The organism is Streptomyces sp. NPDC089915, assembly GCF_040684675.1.
In the GTDB taxonomy this organism is placed as follows: Bacteria; Actinomycetota; Actinomycetes; order Streptomycetales; family Streptomycetaceae; genus Streptomyces.
Genome location: NZ_JBFBGN010000159.1, coordinates 1 through 15,072, shown reverse-complemented (window position 1 = coordinate 15,072; position 15,072 = coordinate 1). Strand labels below are relative to the sequence as shown.

The following is a 15,072-nucleotide window of genomic DNA, read 5'->3' as shown; positions in this document are numbered from 1 at the left end:
GATAGCCGCTGCGCGGGGCCTCCCGGGGGCTCCGCCCCCGGACCCCCGCGCCTCAAACGCCGGCGGGGCTGGAATGTGCTGCGCACATCCAGCCCGCGCGGCGATTGAGCGCACGTACGGGGTCCGGGGCGGAGCCCCGGGAAACGGTGAAAGGGCGGGGCGGGGAGACGGCTCCGCGCAGCGGATCCCGGGCCCGCGCCCCGCAGGGGAACGGCTACGCCGGGAAGCGGTGGTCGACCCAGCGGAAGGCGGCTTCGATGGCGGCCGAGGCCGCGGCGGCGATCGCGACGGCGATCCACGGCATCGTGACCCCCTCCAGCTTCAGCTGGAAGAAGTGCTGCAGCCAGGGGACGACCAGGACGACCAGGAACGCCGCCCCCATCGCCGCCACCAGCGCCACCCGCCACCACGTGTACGGCCGGGCGATGATCGCCAGGACCCACAGCGAGGTCAGGAACAGCGTCAGCGTCGCCGCGCTGGTCTGTGCCGTCAGGGCGTCCGGGCCGCTGTAGTGGGCCCGGGCGATCAGGTACGAGGTGAAGGTGGCCACCGCCGCGACCGCCCCGCCGGGGATGGCGTAGCGCATGACCCGCCTCACGAAGTGCGGCCGCGCCCGCTCCTTGTTCGGGGCCAGCGCCAGGAAGAAAGCGGGGACGCCGATGGTGAGGGTGGACAGCAGGGTGAGGTGGCGGGGCAGGAAGGGGTACTCCACCTGGGAGCAGACCACCAGGATCGCCAGCAGCACCGAGTAGACCGTCTTGACGAGGAAGAGCGTCGCCACGCGCGTGATGTTGCCGATGACCCGGCGGCCCTCGGCGACCACCGACGGCAGGGTGGAGAAGCTGTTGTTCAGGAGGACGATCTGCGCGACCGCGCGGGTGGCCTCGGAGCCCGAGCCCATGGAGACGCCGATGTCGGCGTCCTTGAGGGCGAGCACGTCGTTGACCCCGTCGCCGGTCATGGCGACGGTGTGGCCGCGGGACTGGAGGGCGCCGACCATGTCCCGCTTCTGCTGCGGGGTGACCCGGCCGAAGACGGCGTTCTCGTCGAGGACCTCGGCCATCGCGTCCTGCTCGGCGGGCAGGTGCCGGGCGTCGACGGTGTCGGCGGCTCCGGGCAGGCCCAGCTTGCCGGCGACCGCGCCGACGGAGACGGCGTTGTCGCCGGAGATGACCTTCGCCTTGACGTCCTGCTCGTCGAAGTAGCGCAGGGTGTCCGCGGCGTCGGGCCGCAGCCGCTGTTCGAGGACGACGAGGGCCGTCGGCTTGACCCCGCTGGCCACCGCCGGGTCGTCGAGCTCGCGGGCCGAGCGGGCGAGCAGCAGGACCCGCAGCCCCTGTTCGTTGAGGCCGTTGATCTCGTCGAGCGCCGGGTCCCCGCTGGGCAGGAGCACGTCGGGGGCACCGAGCAGCCAGGTGTTGTTCTCCCCGTCGCCCTCGCTGAAGCTGGCGCCGCTGTACTTGCGGGCGGAGGAGAAGGGCAGGGACTCGGTGCAGCGCCACTCGGCGCTGTCGGGGTAGGCGTCGATGATGGCCTGGAGGCTGGCGTTGGGCCGGGGGTCGGACTCGCCGAGGGCGCCGAGCACCTTCTTGACGTACTCCGGCTCCGTACCGCCGAGCGGGCGCAGCTCGGTGACGTCCATGCCGCCCTCGGTGAGGGTGCCGGTCTTGTCGAGGCAGACGACGTCGACGCGGGCGAGGCCCTCGATGGCGGGCAGCTCCTGCACGAGGCACTGCTTGCGGCCGAGCCGGATGACGCCGACGGCGAAGGCGACGGAGGTGAGGAGGACGAGCCCTTCGGGGATCATCGGGACGATGCCGCCGACGGTCCGGGCGATGGCGTCCCTGAGGTTGTTGTCCTTGACGACGAGCTGGCTGATGATCAGGCCGATGGAGGTCGGGACCATCATCCAGGTGACGTACTTGAGGATGGTGGAGATGCCGGTGCGCAGCTCGGAGTGGACGAGCGTGAAGCGGGAGGCCTCTTCGGCGAGCTGGGCGGCGTAGGCCTCGCGGCCGACCTTGGTGGCGGTGAAGGCGCCGCCGCCGGCGACGACGAAGGAGCCGGACATGACCTGGTCGCCGGGCTTCTTCAGGACGGGGTCGGCCTCGCCGGTCAGGAGGGACTCGTCGATCTCCAGTCCCTCGGCCTCGCCGACCACCCCGTCGACCACGACCTTGTCGCCGGGGCCGAGCTCGATGACGTCGGACAGGACGATCTCGGAGGTGGAGATCTCGGCGGTGGTGCCGTCGCGGCGCACGCTCGGTTTGGCCTCGCCGATGACGGCGAGCCCGTCGAGGGTCTTCTTGGCCCGCAGTTCCTGGATGATGCCGATGCCGGTGTTGGCGACGATCACGAAGCCGAAGAGGCCGTCCTGGAGGGGCGCGACGAAGAGCATGATCACCCACAGGACGCCGATGATGGCGTTGAAGCGGGTGAAGACGTTGGCGCGGACGATGTCGGCGGTGGAGCGGGAGGACCGCAGCGGGACGTCGTTGACGTCGCCGCGCGCGACGCGCTCGGCGACCTCGGCGGTGGTCAGACCGCCCGGCTTGAAGCGGGGGGCGGGGGGTTTCACGGGGTGCACGGGGTCGAGTTCGGCCCCCGCGTCGATGGCGGCTGCGGGCCGCTCGGGCCCGTCATGGTCGATCCTCGCCCACTGGGTCATGTTTTCGACGGTAAAGGGCGTTCCCCCGCTTCACCCGCCGAGCGGCCCGAAGATCCGACCTCGGGATGAGGGGAATCCTCCTGGGGTCGCCCCCGTACGACGCGCCGGGCCCGGCCTCCGGCTCCGCGCCGGGCTACGCCCCGTCGCCCGCCTGGCCGGACGGTCCGGGCTGCGGCCCGCCCTCGGCCCGGGCCGCCGCCTGTTCGGCCGCGTGGCGCTTGAGCGCGGCGTCGCGGCCGCGGACGTACCAGATGCCGATCAGGCCGAGCCCGCCGCCGGCCGCGCAGGTCCACAGCCACCACAGCAGGTCCCGGTCGGCGAACCAGCCGTAGAAGGGCAGCTGGACGACGAACAGGGCGAACCAGAGGATCGTGCCGCCGGTGATGGTGGCGACAACCGGCCCCTCCAGGGGCTCGGGCGCCTCGTGCGTAGGGGTCCACTTCGCCATGGGGACCAGTCTAGGTGGCCGAATTCAGGGTCTACGCGCGGAGATGGACTGCCCTCCGTTCATGTGTTCATACTGAAACGGTTTGCCTACGGCCGGATTGCTTCGTAGGAACCACTAATTCGACTCAGTTTGAGGACCGCATGAGCACCTCGGCACCCGCCGCGGCCCCGACCAGCGGCCTGGACCGCTTCTTCAAGATCTCGGAACGCGGTTCGACCGTGGCCCGCGAGGTCCGGGGCGGCTTCGCGACCTTCTTCGCGATGGCCTACATCATCGTGCTGAACCCGATCATCCTGGGCAGCGCGAAGGACATGTACGGGCACCAGCTCGACGGCGGCCAGCTGGTCACCGCCACCGTCCTGACGGCCGCCTTCTCCACCCTCCTCATGGGTGTCATCGGCAACGTCCCGATCGCCCTGGCCGCCGGCCTCGGCGTGAACACGGTCGTCGCCCTCCAGCTCGCCCCGCGCATGAGCTGGCCCGACGCCATGGGCATGGTGGTCCTGGCCGGCTTCGTCGTGATGCTGCTGGTGGCCACCGGCCTGCGCGAGCGGGTCATGAACGCCGTCCCGCTCGGCCTGCGCAAGGGCATCGCGATCGGCATCGGCCTGTTCATCATGCTGATCGGCCTGGTGGACTCCGGCTTCGTCAGCCGCATCCCGGACGCCGCGCACACCACGGTCCCGCTCCAGCTCGGCGGCAACGGCCACCTGCACGGCTGGCCCGTGCTGATCTTCGTCGTCGGCGTGCTGCTCACGCTCGCGCTGCTGATCCGCAAGACGCCGGGCGCGATCCTGATCTCCATCGTGGCCATGACCGTCGTCGCGGTCGCGGTGCAGCTGATCGCCGACCTGCCGGACCTCGCCTGGGGCCTGACCGTGCCGCAGTGGCCGGGCAACCCGGTGGCCGCCCCCGACTTCGGGCTCGTCGGACAGGTCAGCCTCTTCGGCGGCTTCGGCAAGGTCGGGGTGCTCACCGGCATCCTGTTCGTCTTCACCGTGCTGCTGTCCTGCTTCTTCGACGCGATGGGCACCATCCTCGGCGTCGGCGACGAGGCCAAGCTCACCAAGCCCGACGGCACCTTCCCCGGCATCAACCGGGTCCTGCTGATCGACGGCCTGGCCGTCGCCTCCGGCGGCGCCACCTCGTCCTCCGCCACCACCTGCTTCGTGGAGTCCACGGCGGGCGTCGGCGAGGGCGCCCGCACGGGCCTGGCCAACGTGGTCACGGGCGGCCTCTTCACCGTCTCGCTCTTCCTGACCCCGCTCGCCACGATGGTCCCCTCGCAGGCCGCCACCCCCGCCCTCATCGCGGTCGGCTTCCTGATCCTGGCCGGCTCCGTCCGCGACATCGACTGGAGCGACTTCACCATCGCCGTCCCGGCCTTCATGGCCATGGTGATGATGCCGTTCACCTACTCGATCACCAACGGCATCGGCATCGGCTTCGTCAGCTTCTGCGTGCTGCGCCTGGCGACGGGCCGGGGCCGTGAGGTCCCGGCCGCGATGTACGCCGTCTCGGCGATCTTCGTCTTCTACTACGCGATGCCGGCCCTCGGCCTCACGTGAGCCCGTAGAACTTCTCCGTCTCGTCGACGGCGGCCTTGAACCGCTCGTCGAAGTCATCGCGAATGAGCGTCCGGACGACATAGTCCTGGACGCTCATTCCGCGTTTGGCGGCGTGGTGCCTCAGCCGCTCCAGCAGCTCCCCGTCTATGCGCATGCTCAGCACATGTGTCCCCATGCCGAAAGGGTCGGGCCACGGGGTGCGCGCGCGTGTCCCTTTCCCCGACGGACTCACCCGTACGAGTGATCCGGCCGGATCCCACCCCCTGCGTTCGTTAGCCAGAGTAATGAGTTATTCTAAGTACATGCCAGACCTCTCCCATGGCGACGACGCTGCCGCCGTGAACGACCTCCGCTCCGCCGTGATGCGGCTGGGCCGGCGCCTGAAGCACCAGCGCGTCGACGAATCGCTGAGCCCGACCGAGATGTCGGTCCTCGGCACCCTCGCCCGCTGCGGCCAGGCCACCCCCGGTGAGCTCGCCCGCAAGGAGCACGTCCAGCCGCCCTCGATGACGCGCATCGTCGCGTTGCTGGAGGCCAAGGGACTGGTCAGGCTGGAACCGCACCCCGACGACCGCCGCCAGAAGGTGGTCAGCCAGACGGAGGAGGCCGAGGCGATGCTCGAAGAGAGCCGCCGCAAGCGCAACGCCTTCCTGGCCGGGCTCGCCGCAGAGCTCACCGAGGACGAATGGGCCAAGCTCCGCGCCGCCGCCCCCGTCCTGGAGAAGCTCGCGCACCTATAGGAACGACGCCAGGAGGCGAACGCTTTTGAGTACGGGAACCGGAGCAGACTCCGCACCCGGCCACATACCCACCCCCCAGACCCCGAGCGGGAACAGAGGACCGGGCACCCGCTCGAACTCCATGTTCAGCTCACTGAAGGTCCGGAACTACCGGCTCTTCGCAGCGGGCCAGGTCGTCTCGAACACGGGCACCTGGATGCAGCGCATCGCGCAGGACTGGCTGGTCCTCTCGCTGACCGGCTCCGCGTCCGCCGTGGGCGTGACCATCGCCCTGCAGTTCCTGCCGATGCTGCTCTTCGGCCTCTACGGAGGCGTCCTCGCGGACCGGCTGCCCAAGCGGCCGCTGCTGATCGCCACGCAGACCGCCATGGGCCTCACCGGCGTCGCGCTGGCCGCCCTCACCCTGGCCGGGAACGTCCAGGTGTGGCACGTCTACCTCGCCGCCTTCCTGCTCGGCCTGGTCACCGTCGTGGACAACCCGGCCCGGCAGACCTTCGTCTCCGAGATGGTCGGCCCCGCGCAGGTCGCCAACGCCGTCAGCCTGAACTCCGCCAACTTCCAGTCCGCGCGGCTGGTCGGCCCGGCGATCGCCGGCGTGCTCATCACCGCCGTCGGCTCCGGCTGGGCCTTCCTGCTGAACGGGCTGTCGTTCGCGGCGCCGATCGCCGCGCTGCTGATGATGCGCACCCGCGAGCTCTACGTGGTCGAGCCGCGCCCGCGCGCCAAGGGGCAGCTGCGGGAGGGCCTGCGCTACGTCGCCGGCCGGCCCGAGCTGGTCTGGCCGATCGTCCTCGTCGGCTTCATCGGCACCTTCGGCTTCAACTTCCCGATCTGGCTGTCGGCCTTCGTCGACGACGTCTTCCACGGGGACGCGGGCACCTACGGCCTGTTCAACACGCTGATCGCGGCCGGCTCCCTCGCGGGCGCCCTGCTCGCCGCCCGCCGGGGCAACACCCGGCTGAGGCTGCTGGTCACGGCCGCGGTGCTGTTCTCCGTCCTCCTGCTGGTGACGGCCTTCGCACCCGGCTTCTGGCTGTTCGCGGCCCTGCTGGTGCCGGTCGGGATGTTCGGGCTGACCGTCAACGTCGTGGCGAACTCCAGCGTCCAGATGGCCACCGACCCCGAGATGCGGGGCCGGGTGATGGCCCTCTTCATGATGGTCTTCACCGGCGGCACCCCCGTCGGCGCCCCGCTCGTCGGCTGGATCACCGACACCTACGGGGCCCGGCTCGGCATGGCCGCGGGCGGCCTGGTCTCCCTGGCGGCCGGGGTCGCCATCGGCCTGGTCCTGCGCCGCGTCGGCAACCTGCGGCTCAGCCTGAACCGCCACGGGCTCACCTTCGTCCCGGCGGCCCCGCAGCGCGAACTGGCCCCGGCGGCGTAGGCCACCGGGGCCGGTTCCGGCGTCCTAGTCGAACCACCTGTCCCGCGCGAGTTCCGCCGTGCGGGACGGGTCCTCCAGGAGGGCCGCGACCTCGAAGCGGCGGGGCCACTGGGACGCCGACCAGGCCAGGCCCGCCGCCACGCCCTCCAGGGTGGCCGCGTGCAGCACCCCGTCCGGGGTGAGCCGCCAGTCCAGCTCGGTGCCGCCCGCCACCAGCTCCTCGTGCTCCACGTACGTGTGCGGGGTGGCCGGGCCCAGCAGCACCCGTACCGGCTCCGGGACCTCGTGCTCCTCGCCCGGCGTGGTCACCTCCGCCGGGACCGTCTCCGACAGCCGGCGCACCTGGAACAGCTCCGCCAGCTCCGCCGCGCGGGAGGGGGAGACCGGCAGCAGCGGCAGGCCCTCGGTCAGCGGCAGCAGGTCGGGGGCATCGCAGACGACGGCCTCGGCCGCGTCCACCACGACCACCTCCCCGTCCACCACCGCCCGCAGCTCGTCCGGCAGCGTCACCTGCTCCGGGTCCAGATCGGCCAGCGCTCCGTACAGCCCGTGCAGCTGCCGCCCCGACACCTCGCGGTCCGGGTCCGCGAGGCGGCCCAGCAGCTCGGCCGCGCCGCCCGGCTCCTCCAGCAGGGCGCGCACCGAGGTGCGTACGCCCAGCGCGCGCAGGACCTGCTCGTCCTCGAAGCCCGTCGCGTCCGCCGGGGCGTACAGCCCGGCCAGCAGCGGGTCCCCGCCCGCCGCCCGCAGCCCCGCGGGGCGGCGGCCGTCGAGCACGGGGTGGTCGCGCAGCCACCAGGCGGTGTACGGGCGCACCGACTGCGTGGTGCCGTCGGGGAGCAGGATCCGCACCGGCTGGGTGAGGGCGTCGCGCAGTGGCGGCTGGGCGAGCATCGCCAGGGCCTGGGGCCAGCGGTCGTCGTCGACGAGGTCGAGGTCCCGTACGGCGATCAGCTCGGTGGCGACCGGCGGCACGGGGGAGTCGGGGAACTGGTCGAGGAGGTCCTCGCACCACACGTCGACGGCGTCGAGCAGTCCGGCGTCGTCGGGCTCGGCGTAGTCACCGTCGCGGGGCTCCAGCTCGTCCGGGTCGAGGACCACGTCGGTGGCGCGGACCAGCTGGAAGGTGGTCAGCACCCCGCAGGCGGCCAGGGTGTCGGCGTCCCAGCGGGCGGCGAGCTCCGCGTCCAGGTACGGGATCTCGTCCTCGCGGACCACGGAGGCGAGGGGGCTGCCGGGGAGGAGGAGCTCCCCGGCCGGGGCCGGTTCGCCGTCCTCGTCGGGCAGGGCCAGGGCGCCCAGCCAGGGTTCGTCGCCGGGGGCCAGGCCGGCGTCGCGGACCAGGGTCAGGACGATCTCGGCGAGCTCGTCGGCGTCGGGGGCGTCGGAGTCCTCGTCCCAGATCTCGCCGGCGTCGAGCGAGCCGGCCACCGCGGCCCGGATCTGCGGGGTGGTCAGGACGGCGCGGGCGGTGGCGGGGAGGGCGCCCAGCTTCTCCAGCAGGGGGTGGGCGGCGTCCGGGTGGGCCACCTTGAGGCCCAGCCGGGCCAGGTCGGCGGGGGTGTCGGCGCCGGGCAGCAGGATGTGGCGCGGGCCGATCGCGGTACGGCCGTCGGCGAGCGGTACGGGCAGGCCCGAGAGCCGGTCCGGGTCGACCCCGGCCAGGGTGTCGTAGAGGCTGTGCCACCACTGCGGGGTGCGCTCGATGCCGGCGATCCGCTCGATGGCCTCCCCGAGCGGGAGCCGGCCCACGCCCAGGGTGCGCAGCTCGGCCCGGCGTTCCAGCCCGGCGGGCAGCAGGGTCGGGAGGACCTCCGCGAGGACCCGTACGGTGTCGGCTCCGGCGCCCTCGACGACCTCGGCCTCGAAGGGGCGCAGCCGGGTGAGTTCCTCGGACGGGGCGGCGGGGGCGAGGAAGCCGGTGCGGGGGAGGCGCTGGAGGACGGCGGCGCGCAGGGCCCCGTCGAGTTCGCCCTTGCCGAGGGGGCCGGGGACGAGGTCGACCAGGGCGGGGGTCACCGGGTTCCAGGCGGCGAGGAGTTCGGCGTAGGCGTCGGCGGCGCGTTCGACGAGGAACTCGGCCAGCGGGCCGGGCGCGTGGTGGCGGCGGGAGGTGTCCATCGGCAGGGAGGCGATGAGCAGGGCCGGGATGCCTAGGGGTTCGTCGGTGGGGGTCGGGGCGTGGACGACGGGCTCGGTGCGGGGCGGTACGGGCGCGCCGTCCGCGTCGACGGGGACGGCCCAGGTGACGCTCCAGACGGGCCGCAGCCGCTCCTCGACGGGCCGGTCGGCGAGGAGTTCGCGTGCGATGGGGCCGTGTGCGCGGGAGGTGCGCCAGCGGTGGGTGCCGGAGGCGGAGTCCTCGATGACGGTGTAGGGGCCGTCGGTGTGCCGGTAGAGGGTGCGGGTGCCGGCGGCGGGGGTGTCGACGACGATCTCGGTGAGCCCGGGGAGGGTGAGGAGGAGGGCGTCGTCGACCCCGTGCAGGAGGCGTTCGGCGAGGGCCGCTGCGGCGGCGTCGCGCAGCGGGAGGACGACGACGGTGTCGTAGCCGTCGGGGGCGGTGCCCTCGGCGGGCAGCGGCAGGCGCAGCAGCGGGACGTGGCCGTCGCGGCGGCGCAGTTCGTCGCCGAGGCCGGGGCTGAAGTGGGCGGCCTCGCGGGCCATTTCGCGGGCTTCGGCGAGGGACCAGCGCACGCCGCCGTGCCGGCCGAGGACGGCGGGCTCGTCGGTGACGGCGAGGACGGCGGCGAAGCCGACGCCGAACCGGCCGACGGTGTCGGCGGCGGAGGCGCCCTCGCGTTTGGCGGAGGCGCGCAGGGTGCTCAGCGACTCCACGCCCGTGGCGTCCAGCGGGGCACCGGTGTTGGCGACGGCCAGGACGCCGTGCCCGCCCTCGCCGGGGGCGGCGGGGTGCAGGGTGAGCCGCATCCGGCCGGGTACGCGGCCGCGGGCGGCGGCGTCGGAGGCGTTCTGCGCCAGTTCGACGACGAGCCGGTCGCGGTAGCCGCCGAGGGCCAGGTCCTCCTCGGCGTTGGCGTCCTCGCGGAACCGGGCCGGGCCGGCGGCCCAGGCGTCGAGCACCGCACGCCGCAGCCGGGCGGTGCTGAAGGGGTCCATGCCGCTCTGGGCCGCCGTCACTCGCACGTTCACGCCGCTGCCTCCACGCTGTGCTGCCTCCACGTCCTGCTGTGAAGGTATCGCGTGGGCGGCTAGGCCTTGCCCGTGAGGTGGGCGAACACGACGACGTTGGAGTCCCAGTGGCGGTCGGGGGTGAGGTCGCCGCCGCAGGTGATGAGGCGGAGTTCGGCCTTGCCGTGGGTGTCGCCGTAGACCTGGGAGGTGGGGAAGGCGTCCTTCTTGAAGGTGTCGACGGCGTCGACGGTGAAGACGGCGGTGGTGCCGTCGGTGCGGTGGACGTCGATCTCCCCGCCCCGGGCGATGTCCTTGAGGCGGAAGAACACGGCCTGGGGGGCCTGCGGGGTGTCCATGTGCCCGACGATCGCGGCGGCGCCGGGTTCGCCGGGGGTGGGGCCGTCCTGGTACCAGGCGGCGTCGCGGGGTTTGGCGAAGTCGGGTTCGCGCATGACGCCTTGGGGGTCGAGGCCGACGGCGTCGAGGTGGGCGTCCACGTGCAGGGAGGGGATCTCGACGCGGTCGGGGACGGAGGGCGGGAGGGCGGAGACGGCTGAGGCGTTGGCCGCCTTGTTCCGGTAGGCGTCGTCGCCGGCGGCGCAGCCCGAGGCGAGGGCCGCGGCCAGGGCGGCGGCCCCCGCCAGGGCGGCGGCGCGGCGGGCGCGGCCGCCCCGGCGGCGGGAGGGGGCGCGCTCACGCATCGGCGGGGGCCTGGCCGGTGTTGACGGAGCCCTTGGGCGTCTTGTGCTCGCCGGGGGTCAGGGGCTTGAGGGGCTTGGTGGCGGGGCTGCCCTTGGCCTCGACGGAGAACTTCACGGTGTCGAACTTCCTGCCGCCGGCGAAGGCCTCGATGCCGTAGTAGCCGGTCTTGGCGTCGGCCGCGACGGTCGCGGTGCCGGTGAAGGTGCCCTTGCCGTCGCCCTTGAGGTCGACGCGGCCGCCGGCGAAGGCGGCGGACTTCACGTACGCCTCCTTCGCGGAGCTCTTCACGGTGATGACGACCTCGTCGCCGGGGCGGCCGAAGTCGGTCGACAGCTGGAGGGTGGAGGGCGCGGGGGTCGGCTTGGGCTTGGGGGAGCCGGCCTTGACGGTCAGCTGCGCGGTGGCCTGGAGCTTGGCGCCGTCGGGGGCGGTGCCGGTGAGGGCGACTCCGTAGCCGCCGTCCCTGACGTCCGCGACGGTGGCGGTGCCGGTCCAGGTGCCGTCCTTGCCGGGGCCGAGCTTGACGGCGCCGAGCGCGGACGAGGACACCGCCAGGTTCTTCGATCCGGCGGGGGCGGTCACGGTGACGCTGATCGCGTCGCCGGGCTTCACGGGGGAGCTCGGGACCGTCACGGACGCCTTGGCGGCGGGGGTGCTCGCGGACGGGGAGGGGGACGGGGCCTCGGCGGCGAAGGCGGTGGTGGCGGCGCCGCCGGCGACGGCCAGAGTGGAGGCGAGGGCTATCGCCGAGAGGGTGCGTACGGTGCGTGCCTTGCGCATGGGATCTCCTCGTGAACGGTGTGCCGGGATTTTTCCCGGCACACCAGACATGAGGGGCATTCCGCCCGTGCGGTTGCGGCCGTCCCGAACCCCCGGGGAGCCCCCTGCCGAAGGTCCCGCGCCCCGAAAGCGCAGGCCGCGAGCCTCCCGGGGATGGTCCGTTTACATGCTCTTTGCCCCGATTTTTGGGACCAAGGTCCCGGGGGCGGAGAACGCGAGGGCCCCCGGCGCCTTCCGGCACCGGGGGCCCCTCGCGCGTCAGCGGGCGGGAACCGCGATCAGAGGCGCTCGATCACGTAGTCGACGCAGGCGGTCAGCGCCTGCACGTCCGCCGGGTCGATCGCCGGGAACATCGCGATGCGCAGCTGGTTGCGGCCCAGCTTGCGGTACGGCTCGGTGTCCACGATGCCGTTGGCGCGCAGCACCTTCGCCACGGCCGCCGCGTCGATCGCGTCGTCGAAGTCGATCGTGCCGATGACGGCCGAGCGCTTCTCGGCGTCCTGCACGAACGGGCTCGCGTACTTCGACGCCTCCGCCCAGCCGTACAGGTTGGCCGCGCTGGCCGCCGTGCGCGAGGTCGTGAACTCCAGGCCGCCCTGGCCGTTCATCCACTCCAGCTGCTGGTCCAGCAGGAAGAGGGTGGCCAGCGCCGGGGTGTTGTACGTCTGGTTCTTCAGCGAGTTGTCGATCGCCGTCGGCAGCGAGAAGAACTCCGGGATGTGCCGGCCCGACGCGTGCACGCGCGCGGCGCGCTCCAGCGCGGCCGGGGAGAACGCGGCCAGCCACAGGCCGCCGTCCGAGGCGAAGGACTTCTGCGGGGCGAAGTAGTAGACGTCGGTCTCGGTGATGTCCACGGGCAGACCGCCCGCGCCCGAGGTCGCGTCCACCAGCACCAGCGAACCGGCGTCGGCACCCGCGACGCGCTTGATCGGCGCCGCGACACCCGTCGAGGTCTCGTTGTGCGTGTACGCGTACACGTCCACACCCGCCTCCGCCACCGGCTCGGGGTGCGTGCCCGGCTCGGAGGAGATGACGGACGGCTCGTCCAGCCACGGCGCGAGCTTCGCGGCCTTGGCGAACTTGGACGAGAACTCGCCGAAGGTCAGGTGCTGGGACTTCCGCTCGATGAGACCGGCGGTCGCGATGTCCCAGAAGGCGGTGGAGCCGCCGTTGCCCAGGATCACCTCGTAGCCCTCGGGGAGGGAGAAGAGGTCCCGGAGGCCCTGGCGCACCGAGCCGACCAGGTTCTTGACCGGGGCCTGGCGGTGTGAGGTACCGAGCAGGGAGTTACCGGTGGCGGCGAGGGCGTCCAGCGCCTCGGTCCGCACCTTGGAGGGGCCCGCGCCGAAGCGTCCGTCGGCGGGCTTGATGTCAGCGGGAATCTGGATCTCAGCCACGAGCGGAGCGTATCGGGTCCCGGACCGCCGGTTGGAGGCGCGTCCACCGGATGAGACACGGGCGGGCGATACGCCGGTGATGGGAGGGTGTGTCGGTGACGTCTCCAGGGGATCTTGAGCGGACATTGCGGGCCGAGCTGCGCGGGGAGGTGGATTTCGGGGCGGCGGCACGGGCGTTGGTGACCATGGACGCCTCCAACTACCGGCGCGTCCCGCTCGGCGTCGTCGCCCCGCGCGACGCCGAGGACGTGGCGGCCGCGCTGCGGGTGTGCGCCGAGGCCGGCGTCCCCGTCGTCCCGCGCGGGGGCGGCACCTCCATCGCCGGGCAGGCGACCGGCGTGGGGGTGGTCCTCGACCTCACCCGGCACCTGAACGCCCTGCTCTCCGTCGACCCGGCCGCCCGCACCGCCGTCGTCCAGCCCGGCCTGGTCCTCGACCGGCTCCGCGCGGCGGTCCGCCCGCACGGGCTGACCTTCGGCCCGGACCCCTCCACGCACTCCCGCTGCACCCTCGGCGGGATGATCGGCAACAACGCCTGCGGGGCCCACTCCGTGGCCTGGGGCACCACCGCCGACAACGTCGCCGAACTGTCGGTGACGGCGTACGGGGGCACCCGGTACCGGCTCGCGGAGGGCTGGTCCGGCGCTCCGGCGGGGCTGCGGGAACTGGTGACGGCGAACCTGGCGGTGCTGCGGACGGGGCTGGACGGGGGGTTGGGGGGCGGGGCTTCGGGCCTGGGCTCGGGCCTGGGCTCGGGCGGGGCGTCGGGCGGCGGGGCTTCGGCCGCGGGGCCGGGCGGTAGGCCGGGCGGTGCGGCGGCTGCGGGGCCGGCCGGGGGGTTCTCGCGGCGGATCTCCGGCTACGGCGGCCTCGACCGGCTGCTCCCCGAACGGGGCACCCGGCTCGCGCAGGCCTTCTGCGGCAGCGAGGGCACCCTCGGGGTGGTCACCGAGGCGGTGGTGCGCCTCGTCGAGCTCCCGCCCGCGCCCGCCCTCGCGGTCCTCGGCTACCCCGACGAGGGCGCCGCCGCCGACGCCGCAGCCGGGCTGCTGGCGTACGGCCCGCTCACCGTCGAGGGCATGGCCCGCGACCTGGTCCCGGACACCGCCGGGCTGCCGAGGGGCGGGGCCTGGCTGTTCGCCGAGACCCGCGACGCGGGGGCCGCGCACCGCCTCGTACGGGCCGCCGACGCGCTCGACGCCCTGGTCGTCGCCGACCCGGCCGGGCAGCGGGCGCTGTGGCGGATCCGCGAGGACGCCGCCGGCACCGCGACCCGCACCCCCGACGGCCGCATGGCCTGGCCCGGCTGGGAGGACTGCGCGGTACCCCCGGCCCGGCTCGGCGCCTACCTGCGCGAGTTCCGCGCCCTGCTCGCCCGGCACGGGCTGCGCGGGACCCCGTACGGGCACTTCGGGGAGGGCTGCGTGCACGTCCGCATCGACTTCGACCTCGCCTCCGCCCCCGGCGTGGCCCGCTTCCGCTCCTTCTCCTCCGAACTCGCCGATCTGGTCGTCGCCCACGGCGGTTCCCTGTCGGGCGAACACGGCGACGGCCAGGCCCGCGCCGAGCTGCTGCCGCGCATGTACGGCCCGGAGGTGATCGGCCTCTTCGGCGCCTACAAGGACGTCTGGGACCCGGCCGGCGGCATGAACCCCGGCATGCTGGTCCGCCCGGCCCGCCTCGACGAGAACCTCCGCTTCGCCGTCCTGCCCGCGACCCCCTTCGGCGACGAGGTGGCCCGCTGCGTCGGCGTCGCGAAGTGCCGCTCGACGGAACCGGGCGGGGCGGGGGTGATGTGCCCGTCGTACCGGGTCACCGGCGAGGAACGGCACTCCACGCGCGGCCGGGCACGCCTGCTGCACGAGATGCTCGCGGGGGAGATCGTCCGCGACGGTTGGCGCTCACCGGAGGTGGCCGAGGCCCTCGACCTCTGCCTGGGCTGCAAGGGCTGCCGCAGCGACTGCCCGGTGGGCGTGGACATGGCCGCGTACAAATCGCAGTTCCTCCACCACCACTGGCGAGGCCGCCTGCGCCCGCTGTCCCACTACGTCCTCGGCTCCCTCCCGACCTGGCTCCGCCTGATCGCCACCCTCCGCGCGGCCCGCCTGCTCAACGCGGCGGGGCGGATCCTGCGGGTACCCGGGCTGACCCGGGAACGGAGGCTGCCGGAGGTGGCGGGGGTGCCGCTGCGGAGGTGGTATCCGGCCTCGCCGGGGTCATCCTCAGCCTCGCCGGCGTTCGAGGCGCGGG

General features: G+C 73.5%; 11 protein-coding genes. 4 read left to right on the top strand and 7 right to left on the bottom strand.

Annotated features, from left to right (window positions below; genetic code table 11):
• Positions 1-214: 214 nt before the first annotated feature.
• Positions 215-2,668: an HAD-IC family P-type ATPase gene (locus tag AB0O29_RS30515; RefSeq protein ID WP_365157955.1), complete on the bottom strand. Its 2,454-nt coding sequence runs from the start codon at positions 2,666-2,668 to the stop codon at positions 215-217.
• 133 nt (positions 2,669-2,801) lie between these two features.
• Positions 2,802-3,116, bottom strand: coding sequence for a DUF2530 domain-containing protein (locus AB0O29_RS30510; protein WP_365157953.1), 315 nt, complete (start codon positions 3,114-3,116; stop codon positions 2,802-2,804).
• Between the two features lie 140 nt (positions 3,117-3,256).
• Between AB0O29_RS30510 and AB0O29_RS30505 the strand changes: the two genes are divergently transcribed.
• Complete coding sequence (locus tag AB0O29_RS30505) at positions 3,257-4,684, top strand: NCS2 family permease (protein WP_365157950.1); 1,428 nt, start codon at positions 3,257-3,259, stop codon at positions 4,682-4,684.
• Here the strand turns inward: AB0O29_RS30505 and AB0O29_RS30500 are convergent.
• Positions 4,677-4,859, bottom strand: coding sequence for a hypothetical protein (locus AB0O29_RS30500; protein WP_007265601.1), 183 nt, complete (start codon positions 4,857-4,859; stop codon positions 4,677-4,679). The genes AB0O29_RS30505 and AB0O29_RS30500 overlap by 8 nt on opposite strands.
• A 127-nt stretch (positions 4,860-4,986) precedes the next feature.
• Between AB0O29_RS30500 and AB0O29_RS30495 the strand changes: the two genes are divergently transcribed.
• Both AB0O29_RS30495 and AB0O29_RS30490 read left to right on the top strand, forming a co-directional pair.
• Positions 4,987-5,424: a MarR family transcriptional regulator gene (locus tag AB0O29_RS30495; RefSeq protein WP_042820695.1), complete on the top strand. Its 438-nt coding sequence runs from the start codon at positions 4,987-4,989 to the stop codon at positions 5,422-5,424.
• Positions 5,425-5,488: 64 nt separating this feature from the next.
• Positions 5,489-6,808: an MFS transporter gene (locus tag AB0O29_RS30490; protein WP_365157963.1), complete on the top strand. Its 1,320-nt coding sequence runs from the start codon at positions 5,489-5,491 to the stop codon at positions 6,806-6,808.
• A gap of 24 nt (positions 6,809-6,832) precedes the next feature.
• Here AB0O29_RS30490 and AB0O29_RS30485 read toward each other — a convergent pair whose 3' ends face one another.
• From AB0O29_RS30485 to serC, 4 genes are all read right to left on the bottom strand, one after another.
• Positions 6,833-9,928 (bottom strand): molecular chaperone Hsp90, encoded by a 3,096-nt coding sequence (locus tag AB0O29_RS30485; RefSeq protein WP_365157961.1) that lies wholly within the window; start codon positions 9,926-9,928, stop codon positions 6,833-6,835.
• Between the two features lie 92 nt (positions 9,929-10,020).
• Positions 10,021-10,644 (bottom strand): class F sortase, encoded by a 624-nt coding sequence (locus tag AB0O29_RS30480; protein ID WP_365157947.1) that lies wholly within the window; start codon positions 10,642-10,644, stop codon positions 10,021-10,023.
• On the bottom strand, positions 10,637-11,425 hold the full coding sequence (locus tag AB0O29_RS30475) for a hypothetical protein (protein ID WP_365157944.1): 789 nt from the start codon (positions 11,423-11,425) through the stop codon (positions 10,637-10,639). The genes AB0O29_RS30480 and AB0O29_RS30475 overlap by 8 nt, the downstream gene beginning before the upstream one ends.
• A gap of 278 nt (positions 11,426-11,703) precedes the next feature.
• Positions 11,704-12,822 carry a phosphoserine transaminase gene (gene serC / locus AB0O29_RS30470; protein WP_365157941.1) on the bottom strand — a complete coding sequence of 373 codons (1,119 nt, stop codon included), beginning with the start codon at positions 12,820-12,822 and terminating at the stop codon, positions 11,704-11,706.
• A gap of 185 nt (positions 12,823-13,007) precedes the next feature.
• On the opposite strand from serC, the gene AB0O29_RS30465 reads away from it, so the two are divergent.
• On the top strand, positions 13,008-15,072 hold a 2,065-nt coding region (locus AB0O29_RS30465), incomplete at its 3' end, for an FAD-binding and (Fe-S)-binding domain-containing protein (protein WP_365157958.1).

Excerpts from the sequence above, each read along its gene's own strand:
- AB0O29_RS30515 (WP_365157955.1), bottom strand. The coding sequence starts at position 2,668 with ATGACCCAGTGGGCGAGGATCGACCATGACGGGCCCGAGCGGCCCGCA.
- AB0O29_RS30510 (WP_365157953.1), bottom strand. The coding sequence starts at position 3,116 with ATGGCGAAGTGGACCCCTACGCACGAGGCGCCCGAGCCCCTGGAGGGG.
- AB0O29_RS30505 (WP_365157950.1), top strand. The coding sequence starts at position 3,257 with ATGAGCACCTCGGCACCCGCCGCGGCCCCGACCAGCGGCCTGGACCGC.
- AB0O29_RS30500 (WP_007265601.1), bottom strand. The coding sequence starts at position 4,859 with ATGGGGACACATGTGCTGAGCATGCGCATAGACGGGGAGCTGCTGGAG.
- AB0O29_RS30495 (WP_042820695.1), top strand. The coding sequence starts at position 4,987 with ATGCCAGACCTCTCCCATGGCGACGACGCTGCCGCCGTGAACGACCTC.
- AB0O29_RS30485 (WP_365157961.1), bottom strand. The coding sequence starts at position 9,928 with ATGGACCCCTTCAGCACCGCCCGGCTGCGGCGTGCGGTGCTCGACGCC.
- AB0O29_RS30480 (WP_365157947.1), bottom strand. The coding sequence starts at position 10,644 with ATGCGTGAGCGCGCCCCCTCCCGCCGCCGGGGCGGCCGCGCCCGCCGC.
- AB0O29_RS30475 (WP_365157944.1), bottom strand. The coding sequence starts at position 11,425 with ATGCGCAAGGCACGCACCGTACGCACCCTCTCGGCGATAGCCCTCGCC.